The organism is Mesorhizobium sp. AA23, from assembly GCF_001672435.1.
Lineage (GTDB): Bacteria > Pseudomonadota > Alphaproteobacteria > Rhizobiales > Rhizobiaceae > Mesorhizobium.
The window spans coordinates 65,311-85,435 of record NZ_LYTP01000005.1; the positions used below are offsets into that span (position 1 = coordinate 65,311).

16 protein-coding genes are annotated in these 20,125 nt (G+C 62.9%); 7 read left to right on the top strand and 9 right to left on the bottom strand.

Annotated elements, in window-relative coordinates; genetic code table 11:
* Positions 1–60: 60 nt before the first annotated feature.
* A complete protein-coding gene (locus A9K66_RS06690; RefSeq protein ID WP_067321419.1) occupies positions 61–1,050 on the top strand; it encodes an alpha/beta fold hydrolase in 990 nt (329 codons plus the stop codon).
* Positions 1,051–1,115: 65 nt separating this feature from the next.
* On the opposite strand, the gene A9K66_RS06695 is transcribed toward A9K66_RS06690, so the two are convergent.
* Positions 1,116–2,564 carry a DEAD/DEAH box helicase gene (locus A9K66_RS06695; RefSeq protein WP_067321422.1) on the bottom strand — a complete coding sequence of 483 codons (1,449 nt, stop codon included), beginning with the start codon at positions 2,562–2,564 and terminating at the stop codon, positions 1,116–1,118.
* Positions 2,565–2,955: 391 nt separating this feature from the next.
* On the opposite strand from A9K66_RS06695, the gene A9K66_RS06700 reads away from it, so the two are divergent.
* The 3 genes from A9K66_RS06700 (at position 2,956) to waaF (ending at position 6,756) form a co-directional block, all read left to right on the top strand.
* Positions 2,956–4,488, top strand: coding sequence for an acyl-CoA carboxylase subunit beta (locus tag A9K66_RS06700; protein WP_067321426.1), 1,533 nt, complete (start codon positions 2,956–2,958; stop codon positions 4,486–4,488).
* Between the two features lie 411 nt (positions 4,489–4,899).
* Entirely contained in the window at positions 4,900–5,676 is a 777-nt protein-coding gene (locus A9K66_RS06705) for a glycosyltransferase (RefSeq protein WP_245307417.1), read from the top strand.
* A gap of 60 nt (positions 5,677–5,736) precedes the next feature.
* Entirely contained in the window at positions 5,737–6,756 is a 1,020-nt protein-coding gene (gene waaF, locus A9K66_RS06710; protein WP_067321626.1) for a lipopolysaccharide heptosyltransferase II, read from the top strand.
* Positions 6,757–6,760: 4 nt separating this feature from the next.
* Here the strand turns inward: waaF and A9K66_RS06715 are convergent, their stop codons facing one another.
* Together A9K66_RS06715 and A9K66_RS06720 are read right to left on the bottom strand one after the other, a co-directional pair.
* On the bottom strand, positions 6,761–8,764 hold the full coding sequence (locus A9K66_RS06715; protein ID WP_067321432.1) for a hypothetical protein: 2,004 nt from the start codon (positions 8,762–8,764) through the stop codon (positions 6,761–6,763).
* The gene (locus A9K66_RS06720) at positions 8,761–10,287 is read right to left on the bottom strand and encodes a bifunctional ADP-dependent NAD(P)H-hydrate dehydratase/NAD(P)H-hydrate epimerase (protein WP_067321628.1); all 1,527 of its coding nucleotides are present in this window, start codon (positions 10,285–10,287) and stop codon (positions 8,761–8,763) included. Before A9K66_RS06720 ends, A9K66_RS06715 begins: the two co-directional genes overlap by 4 nt.
* A 346-nt stretch (positions 10,288–10,633) precedes the next feature.
* Between A9K66_RS06720 and A9K66_RS06725 the strand changes: the two genes are divergently transcribed.
* Positions 10,634–10,972: a P-II family nitrogen regulator gene (locus A9K66_RS06725; RefSeq protein ID WP_006205430.1), complete on the top strand. Its 339-nt coding sequence runs from the start codon at positions 10,634–10,636 to the stop codon at positions 10,970–10,972.
* A 60-nt stretch (positions 10,973–11,032) separates the two neighbouring features.
* Positions 11,033–12,442, top strand: a complete 1,410-nt coding sequence (glnA, locus tag A9K66_RS06730; protein ID WP_066989632.1) for a type I glutamate--ammonia ligase — start codon at positions 11,033–11,035, stop codon at positions 12,440–12,442.
* A gap of 240 nt (positions 12,443–12,682) precedes the next feature.
* Here the strand turns inward: glnA and A9K66_RS06735 are convergent, their stop codons facing one another.
* A complete protein-coding gene (locus A9K66_RS06735; protein ID WP_067321435.1) occupies positions 12,683–13,723 on the bottom strand; it encodes a glutamine synthetase beta-grasp domain-containing protein in 1,041 nt (346 codons plus the stop codon).
* A gap of 308 nt (positions 13,724–14,031) precedes the next feature.
* On the opposite strand from A9K66_RS06735, the gene A9K66_RS06740 reads away from it, so the two are divergent.
* A complete protein-coding gene (locus tag A9K66_RS06740) occupies positions 14,032–14,226 on the top strand; it encodes a DUF2735 domain-containing protein (protein WP_067321438.1) in 195 nt (64 codons plus the stop codon).
* A 77-nt stretch (positions 14,227–14,303) separates the two neighbouring features.
* Here the strand turns inward: A9K66_RS06740 and A9K66_RS06745 are convergent, their stop codons facing one another.
* The 5 genes from A9K66_RS06745 to A9K66_RS06765 all read right to left on the bottom strand — a co-directional run bounded on the left by A9K66_RS06745 (position 14,304) and on the right by A9K66_RS06765 (position 20,024).
* The gene (locus A9K66_RS06745; RefSeq protein WP_067321442.1) at positions 14,304–16,193 is read right to left on the bottom strand and encodes an MFS transporter; all 1,890 of its coding nucleotides are present in this window, start codon (positions 16,191–16,193) and stop codon (positions 14,304–14,306) included.
* 172 nt (positions 16,194–16,365) lie between these two features.
* Positions 16,366–17,157, bottom strand: a complete 792-nt coding sequence (locus A9K66_RS06750) for an ATP12 family chaperone protein (RefSeq protein ID WP_067321446.1) — start codon at positions 17,155–17,157, stop codon at positions 16,366–16,368.
* 10 nt (positions 17,158–17,167) lie between these two features.
* Positions 17,168–18,043, bottom strand: a complete 876-nt coding sequence (locus tag A9K66_RS06755; protein ID WP_067321630.1) for a DMT family transporter — start codon at positions 18,041–18,043, stop codon at positions 17,168–17,170.
* 41 nt (positions 18,044–18,084) lie between these two features.
* A complete protein-coding gene (locus tag A9K66_RS06760; RefSeq protein ID WP_067321449.1) occupies positions 18,085–19,071 on the bottom strand; it encodes an RluA family pseudouridine synthase in 987 nt (328 codons plus the stop codon).
* Between the two features lie 122 nt (positions 19,072–19,193).
* Entirely contained in the window at positions 19,194–20,024 is an 831-nt protein-coding gene (locus tag A9K66_RS06765; protein WP_067321452.1) for an aspartyl/asparaginyl beta-hydroxylase domain-containing protein, read from the bottom strand.
* Positions 20,025–20,125 lie beyond the last annotated feature (101 nt).

A 20,125-nucleotide genomic window follows, 5' to 3' on the forward strand; every position in this document is an offset into this window, starting at 1 on the left:
GGAGAGATTGCCTCTCGGTGGGCACCGCCATAGGTTGAGAATTGTTGCTTGGAGTCGGTCATGGGGCGACGGATCTTGCTTGCGGTACTGGGTCTCGTCGTTATCCTCCTCTCAGGCTTTTACCTCGGCCCACGCGTGGCGGTCGATACGACGATCCGTTTCGATCCTTCGGCGATCGGCGACGATCCGCAGGCCTATCTGGCGCGCGAAGAAGCGGCCGTACCCAATATCCGTGACGGGTTGGACAAGGAGATCATCTGGGCGAATCCGTTGGTTCACGCCAAGACCAAGCTTGCGATCGTCTACATCCACGGGTTTTCGGCATCCAAGGGCGAGATCCGGCCGCTGCCGGACGACGTCGCCGGGGAGATCGAGGCCAATCTCTTCTACACCCGCCTGACCGGCCACGGGCAGGACGGCGCGGCCATGGCCGAAGGCAGCGTGAATGCCTGGATCAACGACTATGAGGAGGCACTGGCGATCGGGCGCGCGATCGGCGAGAAGGTGATCGTTATCGCCACCTCGACTGGCGCCTCACTGGCGACATGGGCTGCAGCCCAGCCTGGTGCTTCCGACGGCGTCGCGGCAATCGCATTCATCTCGCCTAATTTCGGCGTCAAGGCGTCGGGCGCCGAGGTCCTTACACTGCCTTGGGGCAGAGAGATTGCCGAACTCGTCGGCGGCAGGGAGCGCAGTTTTCCGGCGCGCAATGCGCTGCACGAAAAATTCTGGACCACCAAATATCCGATCGCGGCGGCCTTGCCGATGGCTGCGCTCACCGAGCTCGCCTATCGCGCGCCGGTCGAGAAGGCGACCATCCCTGCCCTGTTCATCTTCTCGGATGCCGACAAGGTGGTCCGGCCGGACCGCACGCGCGAGGTCGCCGGCCGCTGGGGCGGTCCGCACGAACTGGTGCCGGTCGACGATACGGGCGATCCGGACAACCACGTCATTGCAGGCGATGCAATATCGCCGCAGACCACGGGCTTTCTGACAGAGCGGATCGTGGTGTGGGTGAAGGCGCTGATGCAGCAGCAATCAAGTCCGTGAGACGAGAAACGGCCGGAGCGTTGCTTCCGGCCGTTATGCGATTTCAATCAAACCTCGGTGGGACTTTAAGCGGCCCGGTTCGCCGGCCGCTTGCCGCCGAAGCGGCGCTTGTTGTTGCCCTTGAAGCGCTTGAAGCCGTCAGGCTTGTGCTCGCCATTCGGCTTGGCGCCCGCAGGACGTTCGCCTTGCGGCTTGGGCGCGAATTGGCGCTCGCCACCGGGCTTGCCGCCGAAGCGCTTCTTGCCGTTGTTGCCGCTGCCGGGACGGCGGCCATCACGACGGCCGCCATGGTGCTCGCGGTCATTGGCCGGCTCGAAATGACGCTCGGTCCTTTCCTTCGGATCGCGCTGCGGGACGGGACTGCCGAGATGATCGGCAATGACCGGAAGCTTCATGCGGATGATGCGCTCGACCTGCCGCAGCTTGCCGTTCTCCGATGGATCGCAAAGCGTGATCGCGATGCCGTCCCTGCCGTTGCGGCCGGTACGGCCGATACGGTGGACATAGCTCTCCGCTTCGTCCGGCAAGTCGAAATTCACGACATGGCTGATGCCTGGGACGTCGATGCCGCGCGCGGCGATATCGGTCGCCACCAAAATACGCACCGAGCCGTCGCGGAAATCGTTGAGCGCCTTCTGACGCGCGTTCTGCGACTTGTTGCCGTGGATCACTGCGGCGTCGAAGCCGTCGCGGGCAAGGTCCTTGGTGACGCGGTCGGCGCCATGCTTGGTGCGCGAGAACACGATGACCGAGCGCATCGCCGCGTCGGCCAGCATCTTGGACAGCACTTGGCGCTTCTGCTTGGTGCGGGCAAGCACCACGCTTTGCACGATCTCGGCCGCCGTCGTGCTCTGCGGGGAGACTTCGATGCGGACGGCGTCCTTCAGCAAGCCCTTGGCGAGTTCCGCGATCTCGTTCGGCATGGTGGCCGAGAACAGCGCGGTCTGGCGGTTCGGCGCGGTCGCCTTGGCGATGCGCTTGACGTCGTTGATGAAGCCCATGTCGAGCATGCGGTCGCCCTCATCGAGCACCAGCCATTTGGTATCGGCAAGGATGAGGTCGCCTTCCCGCACCAGGTCGGTCAGCCGGCCGGGCGTGGCGATCAGGATATCGACGCCGGGTGCGATCTTCTTCACCTGGCTGTAGCGGGAGACGCCGCCGAGCACGAGCGCGGTCGAGATGTGCGCGCCCTTGGCGAGCAGCTTGATGGTGTCCTCGATCTGTACCGCTAGCTCGCGTGTCGGCGCCAGGATCAGCGCGCGCGCCGTCTTTGGCCGGCGCTTCGTGCCGAGCCCGATGATCTTCGACAGGATCGGCAGCGCGAAAGCCGCCGTCTTGCCCGAACCGGTCTGAGCAATTCCGAATATGTCGCGGCCTTCGATCTGCGGCGGGATCGCCTGCACCTGGATCGGCTTCGGATCCGTGAAGCCGGCGGCATTGGCGGCCTTCAGCAGCGCGCCGGTGATTCCAAGGGTAGCGAAACCGTTCTGGTCCGCCTGATTTTCATTGGTCAAAATAGTCTTCTTTCACGCGGCCCTGTGGCCGCAAACATCATGGCGGCAGGGCGCAACCTGCCGTCGAAAAATTGTCAGGAAACGACAAGGCGGCGGACGGGGAGCGTCCGCGCGGCTGCGCTGTCGTGCCCGCAGGCGTCATGCCCCGGGGCTCTTTCGCCAGCTTGCCGATCGACGCGAGGGCCCACCGGAAAGAGGGAAAACAGACGCAACCAGTCTCAATTAGTGGCCGAAGTTCGGCCCAAGCGCCTATGCGACCGCATATGGCCGAGTCCGCCGCAAAATGCAAGGGTGGATGTTGCAGCGCAACAAAACGCCGATCGAAAAGCGACGCTTGCGCTGCGCTGCCCTCACGATTACCACAAACCACCTTTCTATTGTGGGGGCAGCGATGAAGGACGTGCTGAAGGAACTCGAGCGCCGCCGCGAGATCGCCCGGATGGGCGGCGGCAAGCAACGGATCGAGGCCCAGCACAAGAAGGGCAAGCTCACCGCCCGCGAGCGCATCGACGTCTTCCTCGACGAGGGTTCGTTCGAGGAGTTCGACATGTATGTCGAGCACCGCTCAACCGACTTCGGCATGGAGAAAACCAAGATCGCGGGCGACGGCGTCGTCACAGGCTGGGGCACCGTCAACGGCCGTCCAGTCTACCTTTTTGCCAAGGATTTCACCGTCTTCGGCGGCTCGCTGTCTGAGGCGCATGCCGAGAAGGTGGTCAAGGTGCAGGAGATGGCGCTGCGCAATCGCGCGCCGATCATCGGCCTCTACGACGCGGGCGGCGCACGCATCCAGGAAGGCGTGGCCGCGCTCGGCGGCTATGCCGAGATTTTTCAGCGCAACGTGCTCGCCTCCGGCGTCATCCCCCAGATTTCGCTGATCATGGGCCCGTGCGCCGGCGGCGATGTCTATTCGCCGGCCATGACCGACTTCATCTTCATGGTGCGCGACACCTCCTACATGTTCGTCACCGGGCCGGACGTGGTGAAGACGGTGACCAATGAGACGGTGACGGCCGAAAGCCTCGGCGGCGCCACGGTACACACGACCCGATCCTCCATCGCCGACGGCGCCTATGACAACGACGTCGAGGCGCTGCTGCAGATGCGCCGGCTGATTGACCTGTTGCCGGCGTCCAATACCGCAGAGATTCCCGAGATCGAATGCTACCAGTCGGTGACGGACCATGACATGTCGCTCGACCGGCTGATTCCGGACAACGCCAACAAGCCCTACGACATCAAGGAACTGATCCTGAAGGTTGCCGACGAAGGCGACTTCTTCGAGATCCAGGCGAGCTTCGCCAGGAACATCGTCACCGGCTTCGGCCGTGTGGAGGGGCGAACCGTCGGCTTCGTCGCCAACCAGCCGATGGTTCTGGCCGGCGTGCTCGACTCCGACGCCAGCCGCAAGGCGGCGCGCTTCGTGCGCTTCTGCGACTGCTTCTCGATCCCGATCGTTACCTTGGTCGACGTTCCAGGCTTTCTGCCAGGCACCGCGCAGGAATATGGCGGGCTGATCAAGCATGGCGCAAAACTGCTGTTCGCCTATGCCGAAGCCACCGTGCCGAAGATCACCGTGATCACCCGTAAGGCCTATGGCGGCGCCTATGACGTGATGGCGTCGAAGCACCTGCGCGGCGACATGAACTATGCCTGGCCGACGGCGCAGATCGCGGTGATGGGCGCAAGGGGCGCGGTCGAGATCATCTACCGCAAGGACATCGGCAACGCGGAGAAGATCGCCGCCCACACCAAAGCATACGAGGATCGGTTCCTGTCGCCCTTCGTAGCGGCCGAACGCGGCTATATCGACGAGGTGATCATGCCGCATTCGACGCGCCGCCGGATCGCGCGGGCGCTGCGCATGCTGCGCAACAAGGATATGCAGAACCCCTGGAAGAAGCACGACAACATTCCGCTGTGAGGCGGTGGTGTCGCGACTGGTCCTTGTAGCTGGCAAGCATTTCGGCAGGTCCGCCGTTATTCTCGTTGCTTAGCCCCTCTCCTTCCGCTTGGCCTCGCGACCGGGAGTCGCCGACCATCTCAATCGGTGGAACCTCGAAAAGCCGGCCGGCGGCTGGAACTCTGGCTTACGCAATCCGTCGTCGGAGGTTGACAACTGGCAACCTCTAATCACATTGAAATCACATCAATGTGATGGCGGTAATGAATGCTAATAACCCTTGCAACAAAGGGCGTCGTTCCGTGCAAAGGCTACGGCGGGATAGAACGTCAGGTCGACTGGCTGGCCACTGAACTGGTCAGGCAGGGCCACCGTGTCGTCCTCGTGGCGGGCCCTGGATCGTCGCATCCACTGTGCGAAGTCCGGCATGCTGTGAGCGATGCCGAGTGCCGCGCGGCGATCCGCAAGGACACCCAAATCGTCCACCTTCATGCGTGGAAGGTCGAGGTTGACTTCCCGACCCTCAACACCGAGCGGGGCCATTTACCGGATTATCCGCGGCCGCAACCGAACTGGAGCTTCATCAGCGCACGGCACGCCCAGCTGCACGGCCGCAAGACCTTCGTCTACAACGGCTTTCCGGTGGATGACTATCGGCTGGCCGAATCGAAGAGCGATCGCCTCCTCTTCATGGCGGCCATCGCACGCGCCGGAAAGGGCTTGAACCGGGCAGTCGAACTCGCCAGGAAATTCGACTTTCCCCTCGATATCGCCGGCGGCTCGCGGTGGAAATTGCTCGGCCGAAGTCGGACCCGCCGCGAGGGGGTCTTTTTCAAGAGTCTTTCCCGCCGCTATCGCTTCAACGGCGTCGTCGACGGCGACGACAAGCTGCGCCTGCTGGGCGCATCGAAGGCCTTCCTCAATCCGATCGCCTGGGAAGAGCCTTTCGGCAATGCGCCGGTCGAGGCGATGCTGTGCGGCACGCCCGTTTTGACCACAGCGCGCGGCGCCCTGCCGGAGACGGTGGACACGGATACGGGCCGGTTCTTCGAGAGCGACGAGGAGTTTGCTGAAGGTCTTGCCGAGGTCGCAGACCTGTGCATGCGCAAATGCCGTGAATCTGCCGCGGACAGATTTCCGATCGCGAAAACCGCGAAGGCCTATCTGGAACTCTATGCCCGCATCCTTGATGGCGAAGCGCTTCCGTGACAAGGAACCGGCATGCTCGCCGTTCGCGGCGACTGCGTCGGATCGAAAAGGTATCGCGCGTTGCGCCCCATTCTCGTGTTCTGCTTGCCGGCAATCGGCGACTTCATCCGCTGCCATTCGGCAATTCAAATCATAGCAGCGACGTTTCCCGGACAGCCGATCGACGTCATCACCTCGCCGCTCGCCGCGCCCCTGGCGCGCTTGATGCCGCATGTCCGGAAGGCCTGGACCGTCGAGAGGCATTGGAACCCCGGTCTCAAGGAGCGGGTGCGGCTGGCGCGCGAACTCCGCCAGGAGAATTATCAGGCAGCCTATCTGCTCACCAGCAGCACCAAGGCGGCCCTGGTGCCGTGGCTGGCGGGCATTCCCGAGCGCATTGGATATCCGCGCGAGCTCCAGTTCGGCATCGTCAACCGGCTGCCGGCGGGATGGCTGAAAACCTTCGTGGCCTTCGGCCCGCGCAAGACAAGGCTCGTCGAACAGGTCTGTGCGATCGCGCTCCTCGGCAAGCAGCCCGCCGAGGAAAAACAGCTGCCGGCCCCGCGGCTGGCGATTTCGTCCGAAGACGTTGCCAAGTGGCGCCGGCGCAACGGCATCGATCCGGCAAGGCCAGTGCTTTCCCTCTATACTTCCGATTTCGAGAACATGCGCTCCTGGCCGCCCGAGCGCTTCGTCTCGGTCGCGCGAAAGCATATGGTACGGGGCTGGTCCGTCTGGCTTGTCGGCGGTCCGCGCGAACGCCAGGCTGCCGCCCAGATTCGCGCCTTGTTGCCTGAGGCGATCGACTTCACCTCGACGCCCGACATTGCAGAGGCCATGCACCAGATCGCCGCCTCCACCGTCTTTCTCGGTGTCGATGGCGGTGTGTCCCATGCAGCCGGCGCCTTAGGCATTCCAAGCGTGCTCATCTTCGGCTCGAACCGATCCTACGTGCATGGACCCTTGAACGAGCAGGTAACCTTCATCGAGCCTCCGATCTCGATACCGAGCTGGGTCCTGAACACGCGCGGTATCAGTGAGCAGCGTGTGCTCGAAGCGCTGGCGGCAAGCGTCGGAAAATACGCACCCCAACCGGTATGACCGCTTACTCCTCGGTGGCGCCAAAGCCCGCGCTCATGCTCGCGCGGGCGGTGTTCGTCCACGGCGTCGCATGATTGTCGATGCGCATCTGGAACAGGAAATAGGTCGGCGAGCAGAAGCCGATGCCCTTGACCCTGCCAGCACCCGGCGTGTCGGACGGCAGCGACTGGCACATATAATCCTCGCGGCAGAAACGATCGGCCGAGCAGGCCGGACGGTTACCGCGATTAACGGCGCCGCCGAGGCATTGGTCGAAATTGTTGGTCGCCACGCAAATATCGAACTTCTTGCCGCCGACCAAGCCGCAGATTTCGCTCGGCATCGGCTTGCCAGCCTTGAAAGCGGAGAAGGCCAGATCCTTCGCGTCGCAGCCGCGATAGGCGAAGCCGCCTGGCACACCGATCTTGGGCGGCCGGCAGGTATAGGCGGTGCGTGAAATGGCGGGCGCGAACGCCGCGAACTGGCCGGTGACGTTGTAACGGTCGTTGAAGGGCTGCGCGGTGTCGCTGGCAATCGTTCCGGTCAAGCAGGGATGGCCGGAAAAGATGTTCCGGCTCTCCTTCGGCAGCAGGCATTGCGCCAGTTTCGTCCTAACCCCTGTAGCGGTCGCGATCGGTGTGCAGACCGTGCCGGCTCCGCATTGCCAGCTGCTGCCGAAGCGGGCGGCGTCTTCCGGCACCAGGCACGGCATGGTCGTCTCGGCCGGCGTATAGGCGATCTCGCCGGTGTCTTTCCACACGGCGGGTGGTGCGAAGGACAACGGGCGAAACCCGTTCGCTTCTTTGCCTTCCGCAGTCGCCTGCAGCCACGCCTCGCGGCGCGGAATCTCGGCATGGAGATGCGGCGAGATGCCGACTTCGATGCGGTTGAGCGGCGAAGTCGTGCTATCGTCGAGGCCGATGAAATGGAATCCTGCGGTCGAGCCCGCCTGATGGCAGCCATGGCAGGCGCCGTTGTCGAGCCGCTCGATCAGGGCTTCGGCCGTGCGCGCCAATGTCAGTTTCGAATAGTCGACCCCGGCAAGCGCCTCCGGTTCGAACAGTGGCGTGAATGGATGATTGGCCTGCCTGGCACTGCCGAAGGTCGACCAGGAGATGACCTTCTTCGCTAGGAATTCATCCGGGATTTCGTAAACGCCGAGATCGATTGCACCGGCATTGGCGCGGACATAGTCCGTAAGCCTCGCCTTCAACCGCGCGTCTTGCGCAAGGCGGATGGTGTCCGGCGTATTTTCGAGCGGTTTCTGGCTGATTGTGGTGCCGTCGATACCGAAGATGCGCATGAGATAGGCGGCCTGACCGCCAAATTCGGTCTCCTGGCCGGAAGGAAAGCGCACCACCTGAGCGTTGAGTTCGAGCTGCTTGAAGGAGAGGCTCGCTTTATCCAGCGGTCCGCCGGACAGCCACCCGGCATCCGCCGCTTCGTCGATCTGCGGCGTCCAGCGCCCGGCGACGCCGGTACAGCCGCCGTCGGCGTCGGGAACTGCGCGGTAGATGGCACTGAAATTGAACGGCAGCCTCGAGGCCAACACCTTGCCGTTCTTCCTGAAACTATAGGCAAGGCGGTAGATGAAGCGCACCTCGCCGCAGCCCGCTTCCCCACCGAGCTTTGCGAAGTCACGCCGGTCGAGCCGGTTGACGACGCCGACCAGCCGGAAACGCGCCGCGTCGGTCTTCAGCCAGCGCATGTCGATGATGCGGCCGACATTGCCGTCGGTCACCTCATAGAGCGGCCGGCCGCCTGCTTTCAGGTCGGCGCGCAGTGCTGCGACATCGGCCGCTACGGTGTCGACGATGGCGTGGTAGGCCGGCGCCGCGTCATAGAGCGTTTTCAGATCGTCCTTGCCGCTGATGCCAAAAATACCGGCGAATCCGAAGCCATCGGCGTCGAGCTTGGCGAGCACCTGCGGATCGTCCACGACCGTGACCGGACGACCGGCAGCATCAGCCGCCCGCTCGCCAAGAACAGCGATGGCAGCGACCGCGACAAGGATCGCCAGCCTCATCATCGGGCAGCCATCCCATTCTCGACCAACGCGTGCAGCACAGGCACCATGGCCAAAGGCAAATCCTCGGCGATCAGGCCGGGTCCGAACCGGCTGCCGGCTTCGGCGTGTATCCAGACAGCCGCGCAGGCCGCTTCGAACGCCGGCATGCCTTGTGCCAGGAGCCCGGCGATGATGCCCGCCAGCACGTCGCCCGAACCCGCGGTGGCAAGCCACGGCGCGCCATTGCCGTTGATCGCGGCGCGGCCGTCTGGTGCTGCGATCACCGTGTCGGCGCCTTTGTAGACGATGACGGCGTTGGCTCGCGCCGCCGCCGCGCGGGCCTTGCCGAGTTTGGAAAGAGCCTTGTCGCCCGCGATCTCAGGAAACAGCCTGCCGAACTCGCCTTCATGCGGCGTCATCACCAGCGCCGGGGCGCCGGACTTTCGGGCAGCCTGGAAAAGCGTCTCAGGCTCGTCGCGAAACGAGGTGATGCCGTCGGCGTCGAGCACCAGCCCTTCAACGCCGGTGTCCTGCGCGTGCCCGGCGCCGAGCAGCGCCAGGACAAAATCGCGCGCCTTTTCGCCGATGCCAAACCCCGGGCCGAGCACAAAGGACGAGGGGCGGCGGTCGGCAAGGAACGCACCGAGATCGGCAACTGCGTCGACCTTGCGCAGCATGATCGATGTCAGATGAGCGGCATTGACCTGCATGGCGTTCGCCGGCGACAGCACCGTCACCGCCCCTGCCCCGCTTCTTGCGGCTGCGAGCGCCGACAGGCGCGCGGCACCGGTGGCCGCAGGACCGCCCGAAAAGACACTGGCATGACCGCGCTTATATTTATGCGCATCGACGGCCGGAACCGGAAAGACAGGCAGCCAGAGCGCCGGCGCATTCTCGAAACTGCGCGGCGCGACTCGAGCGATGATGTCGTCACCGATGCCGATGTCGGCGAGCACGATCTCGCCGCTCATTTCCCGCCCCGGCAGCAGCAGATGCCCCGGCTTCTTTCGCGCGAACGTCACGGTAACCGCCGCCCGAAATGCGCTGCCGAGGATGGCGCCGCTTTCGCCGGAAACGCCCGAGGGCAGGTCCACGGCGATGACCGGCAAGCCGAGATCCGCAACGACCTGGACGGCCCGGGCGGCATCGCCCGACAGTGCTTTCGAGAGCCCCGCTCCGTACAGCGCGTCGACCACCAGCGATCCCGGTTCGGCCGCGAAGGCAGATAGCGGTCGTGGCTCCAACGGGCAATCGGCTGCAGCCAGCGCGGCATCGCTGCCCGCGCGCGGTTCGCCCGATCTCCACAACGCAACGTCGACACCGCTCTTCCGGAGCAGGCTCGCCACGACATAGCCGTCGCCGCCATTGTTGCCGGGTCCGCAAAGCACGTGCACCCGTGCCGCCGCCGGATAGCGCGCCATGAGCACGGCCGCCACGGCTTCGCCGGCCCGGCGCATCAATCCGCAGCCGTCGAGCGGGCCTTGGGCGATCGCCAGCCGGTCGGCTTCGGCCATTTCGGACGGGGAAAGAAGTTCATTGCGCATGGGATTGCCGATCTCCATGCGATCAAGCATTGTCCGATTTGCGGCTCGAAGCAAACAGCGGCGGGCGTATGCATCCCAGAGCGGTGGGCGCCCGGAGGGGAATCTGCCTGCAAATTGCGCTATCTGCTCAAGTTTTGCGCAGACGGATGGAGGAGCGATGTATAGGCTTTGGGCGTCGATGACGCATCCGATGCAGCGGATGACGCGGATTTGCATTCGGGTGCAGCAAGGCATGGAAATCGCCCGATACCGCCCTCAACCTCTGGTATTTGGCACGCTTCGTGCTTGATGAAGGCGCAAGCGGGGCGCGCAACCCGTCTCTTTGGCAGTGGAGGCCACTTTCTACATGAAAAAGATCGAAGCGATCATCAAGCCATTCAAGCTGGACGAAGTGAAGGAAGCGCTTCAGGAAGCCGGGCTGCAAGGCATCACCGTCACCGAAGCCAAGGGTTTCGGTCGGCAGAAGGGCCATACCGAGCTTTATCGGGGCGCCGAGTATGTCGTCGACTTCCTGCCCAAGGTGAAGATCGAGGTCGTGCTCGGCGACGACGCCGTCGAAGGCGCCATCGAAGCCATACGCAAGGCGGCGCAGACCGGCCGCATCGGCGACGGCAAGATCTTCGTCTCCAACATCGAGGAAGTCGTCCGCATCCGCACCGGCGAGACCGGCATGGACGCGGTCTGACTCCACCCGTCTTCCTGAACCGTCATCATCAAAAAACGTCAGCACACAGGGATACATGACATGACGACAGCCAAAGACATCATGAAGCAGATCAAGGACAACGATGTAAAATTCGTCGACCTGCGCTTCACCGATCCGAGGGGCAAGCTGCAGCATGTGACGATGGACGTCGTCGAGGTCGAGGAAGACATGTTCGCCGACGGCGTCATGTTCGACGGCTCCTCGATCGCGGGCTGGAAGGCGATCAACGAGTCCGACATGGTGCTGATGCCGGACACGGATACGGTCCACATGGATCCGTTCTTCGCCCAGTCGACCATGGTGATCCTGTGCGACATCCTCGATCCGATCTCGGGCGAGGCCTATAATCGCGACCCGCGCGGCACTGCCAAGAAAGCCGAAGCCTACATGAAGTCGGAAGGCATCGGCGACACCATCTATGTCGGCCCGGAAGCTGAGTTCTTCGTGTTCGATGACGTCAAGTACAAGGCCGATCCCTATAACACCGGGTTCCGCCTGGACTCGACCGAGCTGCCGTCCAACGACGACACCGACTATGAGACCGGCAATCTCGGCCATCGGCCGCGCATCAAGGGCGGCTACTTCCCTGTGCCGCCGATCGACTCCTGCCAGGACATGCGTTCCGAGATGCTGACAGTGCTCGCTGAAATGGGCGTGCGCGTCGAAAAGCATCACCACGAGGTCGCGGCCGCCCAGCACGAACTCGGCATCAAGTTCGACACGCTGGTGCGCAACGCCGACAAGATGCTGATCTATAAGTATGTCGTGCACCAGGTCGCCAATGCCTATGGCAAGACGGCCACTTTCATGCCGAAGCCGGTGTTCGGCGACAACGGCTCGGGCATGCACGTGCACCAGTCGATCTGGAAGGGCGGCAAGCCGACCTTCGCCGGCAACGAATACGCCGGCTTGTCGGAAACCTGCCTCTTCTACATCGGCGGCATCATCAGGCACGCCAAGGCGATCAACGCCTTCACCAACCCGCTCACCAACTCCTATAAGCGTCTGGTGCCGGGTTACGAAGCGCCGGTGCTGCTCGCCTATTCGGCGCGCAACCGTTCGGCCTCCTGCCGCATTCCGTTCGGCTCCTCGCCGAAGTCGAAGCGCGTCGAGGTCCGCTTCCCCGATCCGGGCGCGAACCCCTATCTCGGCTTTGCCGCCATGCTGATGGCGGGTCTCGACGGCATCAAGAACAAGATTCATCCCGGACAGCCGATGGATAAGGATCTCTACGACCTGCCGCCGAAGGAATTGAAGAAGATCCCGACGGTCTGCGGCTCCCTGCGCGAAGCGTTGCAGAACCTCGACAAGGACCGCGGCTTCCTGAAGGCAGGCGGCGTGTTCGACGACGACCAGATCGACTCTTATATCGAGCTCAAGATGGCCGAGGTGATGCGCTTCGAAATGACCCCGCACCCGGTCGAGTACGACATGTACTATTCGGTGTAAGCGACTGCATTCCCGACAGAAAACAACCCCGGCGAAAGCCGGGGTTTTTTCGTGAACAGCTCGCCAGAGGGCGGAAAGGCCGCAGGACGGGCCTCGTCAGAACAGCAGGCCAGCACTGTCGCGAGGGCGCGGATCTCATCGCCGCCAAGCAAGCCAGGCGTAAAAAAGCCCCGGCATTTCGCCGGGGCTTTTTTAATGTTCGCTGGCCTGGCGCGGACTGCCGCCCACGCCGTAAAAGCATCACGCCGCTGCCGAGACCTTCGCGTCGGTCGCGACCTCCGAGATCGTCTTCAAGACCTGCGAGGCGATCTGGTAGGGGTCGCCCTGGGAGTTCGGGCGGCGGTCTTCCAGATAACCCTTGTAGTCGTTCTTGATGAAGGAGTGCGGCACGCGGATCGAGGCACCGCGGTCGGCAACGCCATAGGAGAACTTGTTCCAAGGCGCGGTCTCATGCTTGCCGGTCAGGCGCTTGTCATTGTCCGGACCATAGACGGCGATGTGATCCATCAGGTTCTTTTCGAACTGGGCCATCAGCGCCTCGAAATAGGCCTTGCCGCCGACTTCGCGCATGTACTTGGTCGAGAAGTTGCAGTGCATGCCCGAGCCGTTCCAATCGGTATCGCCAAGCGGCTTGCAGTGGAACTCGATGTCGATGCCGTACTTTTCGGTAAGGCGCAGCAGCAGGTAGCGCGCCATCCAGATCTGGTCGGCGGCTTTCTTGGAACCCTTGCCGAAGATCTGGAACTCCCACTGGCCCTTGGCCACTTCGGCGTTGATGCCTTCATGATTGATGCCGGCGGCAAGACAGAGGTCGAGATGCTCCTCGACGATCTGGCGCGCGACATCGCCGACATTCTTGTAGCCGACGCCGGTGTAATAAGGTCCCTGCGGCGCCGGATAGCCGCTCTCGGGGAAGCCGAGCGGGCGGCCGTCCTTGTAGAAGAAATATTCCTGCTCGAAGCCGAACCAGGCGTCCTCGTCGTCCAGGATCGTCGCGCGGCTGTTCGATGCATGCGGGGTGAGGCCATCGGGCATCACGACTTCGCACATGACGAGAACGCCGTTGGTGCGCGCCGGATCCGGGTAGAGCGCGACCGGCTTCAGCACGCAGTCGGAGCTGCGGCCTTCGGCCTGGTTCGTGGAAGAGCCGTCGAAGCCCCACAGTGGCAGTTGCTCAAGCGTCGGGAACTCGGCAAACTCCTTGATCTGGGTCTTGCCGCGCAGATTGGGGGTCGGGGTGTAGCCGTCGAGCCAGATATACTCGAGTTTGTATTTGGTCATTCCAGTGCCTCTCGTTGCTTGGACGCCGGGGCGGCATCAACGCATGGCCGGACCGAGCCGGCCTGCCGTGCGCTAAAATGCAATTCGTATGCCACTCTCCTCGTCCAGGGTGCGGCAAAATGGTCATCGCAAAGCGTTGATTTTGCTGAGCCTGCGCAGCAATGCGCGGCGATCGTTCAGGCGCGCTTTCTGCATAAATATTGTGCAGCGACTGATCTTTTTGTGAGCATATTGCCTAAATGAATCGCAGAACCTATCTTGGGAACAGATTTGAATCGACTTGCTCCTGAAGAGGTAGGAGGCCGCCAATGGATGTCACCACGTCCCGTCCTTCGGCAAAGATCCTGATGTTCCCGCTTGCAGGCCGGGCGTCTGCCTCAAATTTAGGCGCAAAGGCGAAATTCGCGGCAGAGCTTGCCTCGTTGCGCAATACGCACGCAGATTTCGACGGCTGGTACCATCAGGCGGCAATCGAGGAAGAACACAAGCAGCGCAAGAGCTGACCAAATTCTTTCCAGCTCGAGACGAGAAAAAGCCCGGCGCGATCGCTCGCGCCGGGCTCTTCATTGCCGAGGATCGGCTACTGCTTGGCGTCCAGATCGGTGCCAAGCGTATCCCTGACGAAGATCATGCCGATGATGAGCGACATCGCGGCGATCACCACCGGGTACCAGAGGCCGTAATAGATGTCGCCCTTGTAGGCGCTGAGTGCGAACACCGTTGCCGGCAGCAGGCCGCCGAACCAGCCATTGCCGATATGGTAAGGCAGCGACATGCCGGTATAGCGGATGCGGGTCGGGAACATCTCGACCAGAATCGCGGCGATCGGCCCGTAGACCATGGTCACGAACACGACCAGGATGAACAGGATGCCGATCGTCACCGGCCAATTCACCGCCTCCGGATCGGCGACCATGGCAAAGGCACCACCGCCCGGGATGTTGTAGACAGTGACCTCGGGGGCGCCGGCCGCTTCCTCCTTGGTCAGCAGCTTGTCGGCCACCGCCTTGTCGGTCGGAACGGTCGTTTTCTCGCCGCCGCGGATCGCCGCGGCATCGAGCTTCAGTTCCGGATTGGCTGCGACGAAGGCGTCGAGCTTCTGATCCGGCACCTTGGCCGCGGCCCGCTTCAGCGGATAGCCGCCATCCTGCAGGGACATGTTGACGGCCTTTTGGAAGGCGGCCTCCTTGGCCTTGGCCTGATCGCCGGCGGCGACGGCGTCATAGGACTGCACCGTCTCGTTGCCGATCTTGACCGTGGCGGCCGTGCCGGGTGCCGCGGTCGAAACGACGTCGTAAGGCACCGAGTTCTTGGTCAGGAACGAGGTCGCGATATCGCAGGATGTCGTGAACTTCGCCGTGCCGACCGGATTGAACTGGAACCTGCAGTCGCCGGGTGCCGCGGTCACCGTCGCGCGCGTGTTCTGCTGTGCGGTGGCCAGCGCGGGATTGGCGGCCCAGGTCAGCGCCTTGAACAGCGGGAAGGTGCAGACGATTCCCAAAGCAAGGCCGGCCATGATGATCGGCTTGCGGCCGATCTTGTCGGACAGCCAGCCGAACACGACGAAGAAGATCGAGCCGACGGCAAGCGCGATCGCGATCATGACGTTGACCGACCACGCGTCGACCTTCAGCACGTTCTGCAGGAAGAACAGCGCGTAGAACTGGCCGTTGTACCAGATCACGGCCTGGCCTGCGGTGAGGCCGAGCAGCGCCAGAAGCGCGATCTTGGCGTTCTTCCACTGGCCGAAGGCTTCTGACAGCGGCGCCTTGGAGCCCTTGCCCTCCTCTTTCATGCGCTGGAAGGTCGGCGACTCCGAAAGCGACAGCCGGATCCAGATCGAGATGGCAAGCAGCAGGAAGGAGACGATGAAGGGAATGCGCCAGCCCCAGGCAGCGTAGGTTTCCTTGCTGAGCGAACCCTGGACGATGAGGATGACGATCAGCGACAGGAATAGGCCGAGCGTTGCCGTCGTCTGGATCCAGGAGGTGTAGAAGCCGCGGCGATCGTCCGGCGCGTGCTCGGCGACATAGGTTGCGGCACCGCCATATTCGCCGCCAAGCGCCAGCCCCTGCAGCATGCGCAGCCCGATCAGGATCACCGGTGCCGCGATGCCCCAGCTGGCATAGCCGGGCAGCAGGCCGACCAGGAAGGTCGACAGGCCCATGATCGTCATGGTGACGAGGAAGGTGTATTTGCGGCCGACGAGGTCGCCGATGCGGCCGAACACAAGCGCGCCGAAGGGACGGACGAGGAAGCCGGCGGCGAAAGCCAGCAGCGCGAAGATGTTGCGCGTCGCCTCGGGGATGGTCGGGCTGAAGAAGGTCGCGCCGATGAAGGCGGCCAGCGAACCGTAAAGATAGAAATCGTACCATTCGAAAACGGTACCGAGCGAGGAGGCGAAGATGACCTTCTTTTCCTCCCGCGTCATGCCGCGGCTTTTTCCGCCGGCGGTCGATGCCATTGCCATTGATATATCCTCCCGTGGATCCCGTCTGTCCTCGATGGCTGCGCGCCACCGTCCCTCCGAACGCGGACTCAAAAACGCGGCCAACGAAGGAAAAAATGGCAGAAAGCGCCCCGGAAAGGCACCGCGACGATGGGATTATGACTTTGGTATTAGATGCAATGCGAAGCGGAGCTCAGGCTTTGAGCGCCTCAAGCAGGCTGACTGCCGCCATCATGTCGCGCTTGCGGGCGGAGCGGCGCGCGACGGCTTCGGCATCCTGGCCCCAGTGCTCGATCTGCCAGTCTTCGTCGACATGGCCGGCGGCCCAGGCCTCCTCGCCGTCGAGCTCGCCGAAGTCGACGGCAAGCGCCAGCAGCGCTGAGCCGGTCAGCGAGGTCATGACGTGGATCGCGGCCAGACGCAGCGGCTCGGCGCGCTGGGCAAGATGAGCGCCAAGGACGGCGATCGTCTCGCGCGGCTGCTCGACATGGATGACACTTTCGGCGAGGTTGAAGCGCACGCCGAGGTTGCTTCTTGCCCAATCGAGAACCGGATCCCAGAGCCTGTTCTGACGGTCTACCAGCCCCTGCGGGCCATCGGCTCGGTAGCAAAGCAGGTCCGACGAAGCGAAGCGCAGGACATCCTCCAGCACCGCTTGCGGGTCGCTGGCCACACCGTCGAGTGCCGTGTTGGCAAGGCGCATCACCGGCATGGTCACAGGGTCGATGATCTCGCCCTGGGCGGAAAATTCGTCAGCAACCAGCGTCGCGGCTCCTTCAGTCGGCAACACCAGCAGCGCCTTTCCCGGCGTGCGGACCGGCCTGCCGTCCAGATGGACGGCAAAACCGCCTTCGACCGGCACGACCGAAACCGCCTTGTAGAAGCGCTTCGGCAGCGGCGTCTTCATCTGGATCTGGGCGCGGCGCACCGGATCGGGATCTGAAAGCTGCTTTCCCGCTTCGAGGTCGTTGAGGATGTCGCGCATCTCGAACTCCTTACGCTGGGACCTGCTTGCGCGACGGCCGATTGACGATGATCAGCCCGGCCGCGATCAGGCCCAGTGCCAGGAAGATCCTGATCGTCAGCGGCTCGCCCAAAAGCACGGCGCCGCACAGAACACCGAACACCGGCGACAGGAAGGCGAAGCTGGACAGGCCTGCCGCCGGATAGCGCGTGAGCAGCCAGAACCACAAAACATAGGTGAAAGCGACGATATAGAAAGACTGGAACATCAATGCCAGTGTCGGCAATGCAGCGATTTCGCGGATCGGCGGGCCGGCGAACGGCATCACAAGGGCGCCGACGACGGCGGCGCCCGCCAGCTGATAGAGCAGAAGCTTCTCGGCGCTGGTCTCGACCAACTTCGATCGCTTGATGACGATGCTGGTCAACGCCCACAGGATGCCCGAGCCAAGACTGAGCAGATCGCCCGTCAGCGTCGCGTCATTGCCGGCGAAGATGCCGTCTGAGAACACGGCCAGAAGCCCGCAGAAAGCAAGCACGAGGCCCCCAAGCTTGCGCGCGTTGATGCGCTCGCCGAGCAAAAAATGGCCGCCGATCAAGACCCAGAACGGCATGGTGTTGACCAACAGCGTGTTGCGAGCGACGGTCGTGTATTCCAGCCCGATATAGAGAAACAGGAACTCGACGCCGAAGAGCACGCCGACGACAATACCGGCGCTGAGCGTCCCATCCGCTTCAAACAGCTTGATGCCGCGCAACCGGCACCAGCCGAGAACGCACAGCCCGCCGATGATCGAGCGCGCGATCGATACGAAGACCGGATCGTAGCCGGCATAGGAGACCTTGGCGGCGACGTAGTTCAGGCCCCAGGACAATGTCAGCCCGACCATCATGGCGGCCGCGGTCATGTCGACCGCGTCGCGTCGCCCGAATGTATCGGCAGCACCGCTCAATTGTCGTCCTCCGCGCTCTGCTCATCGAAGCCGAGCAAGTTCCAGCTTTGGCGCATATGCGGTGGCATCGGCGCGGTAACATCGATGACGCCCTGGTCTGGATGCGGGATAACGATGCGGCGCGCGTGAAGATGAAGGCGGTTCTGGATGCCGCCGGGAAACTCCCAATTGGTGTCGGCCTCGAAATATTTGGGATCGCCGATGATCGGGCAGCCGATATGGGCGGCATGGACGCGAAGCTGGTGGGTGCGGCCGGTATAGGGTTCCATTTCCAGCCAGGACAGCGACTGCGCCGCCTGCTCGACCACGCGGTAATAGGAAACGGCATGGTCGGCGCCCTTCTCGCCATGCTTGGCGATGCGCACGCGGTCGCCGTCCGGCGTCGCCTCCTTGACCAGCCAGGTCGAGATCTTGTCCTCGCGCTTCGGCGGCACGCCCTTGACCAAGGCCCAATAGGTTTTCTTCGTCTCGCGCGCCCGGAACGCTTCCGACAGCTTCATCGCGGCAAGGCGGGTGCGGGCAACGACCAGCACGCCGGAAGTGTCGCGATCGAGGCGATGGACGAGGCGCGGCTTCTCGCCCTTCTGGTTGCGCCAGGCCTCGAGCATGTCGTCGACATTGCGCGTGACGCCGGAGCCGCCCTGCACGGCAAGCCCGGCAGGCTTGTTGAAGACGAAGACCTTCGGGTCCTCGTGCAGCAGCATCTTGGCCAGCACATCGGCATCGCCCTGGTTGCGGATCGAATGGCCGGTGAGCGGGGCGTCGCCCTTCTTGTCGACTTCGAGCGGCGGAATGCGCACGGTCTGCCCGGGCTCGACGCGCGTGTCGGCCTTCACGCGGCCGCCATCGACGCGGACCTGGCCCGAGCGCAAGAGCTTTTGCAGGTGACCGAAGCCGAGGCCCGGATAATGGACCTTGAACCAGCGGTCGAGCCGCATGCCCGCTTCGCCGGCCTCCACCGTGATTTGTTCGACACCTGCCATGGTTACGCTTTTCCGGTTGAAAGCGGCGCCATAGCACTAAGGCAGAGAGGTTGCGAGCCAAAGACCCAACAACGGACAAAGATCGCGCCAAAGAGCGTTGCGCAGCCGCGGGCGCGGACGCCTCAGTTTGCGGCCGCCTTCTTGGCCTTGGACGAGCCGATCATCTTCCAGTTCTTGTAGAACATGGAATTGACGCGCTCGACGCTGACCGAGACGATGGCGAGAAGGTTGGCGATCAGGCCGGGGAATGGCGATGGACGGATGATATCCATGAACACGCAGTAGCGGCGTCCGTCATATTCGTTCACTGAACGGTGCAGCAGCGTGTCGTCGAAAATGTAAAGCGGGTTGTCGTGCCAGTAGTTCCTGGCGCCGTTGCACTCGACGAAAATCTCAGCCTTGACCGGCAACAGGTTGTAGAGGATGCGCAGGCTGAGCCGCAGCGGCCCGAAATGCCAGGAAGTCGATTCCTTGCCTCTGAAGACTGAGACGGCGATGGTCTTGATGTATTTGAAGTCCTTGTTGAATTCCGCGACGTTGTCGATCTTGTGCTTGCCATACCACTGATAGACATACATGCCGCGCCGACCGGTGCCGAAATTGGCGTCGATATCGGCGATGATCTCGTCCTTGCGAGCCTTGAAGACGTCGAGAACCTCGTTGACCTCGCGCTGATAGTCTGCAGGGAACTGCTCCAGCTTCCATACGCCCGGGTTCCGATAGCAAAGCAGGTCGACCAAAAGGTTGAACGGCGACAGCAGCCAGGTGAAGATGCCGTTGCCGAGGAAATAGCCGCGGAACAACGACAGATCCTTGTTTGCATTGCGCATCACGTCGATCAGACCGCAGACGATCCAGATCGTGGTCAGGATCGGGATAAAATAAAAGCCAAGCGCGAGAAGCGGGACTGCGATAGCAGCCTGACGAAGAGTCTTACGGGTTTGCTTTGTCATAGTCTTTCGCTTGGGAGCGCGATCCTGTTCGCATGAGCCAAATCACGGCGACCCCCGCCAGCCGTGCGCCTTCATAGGATTTTTCATGACGCGGCACAATC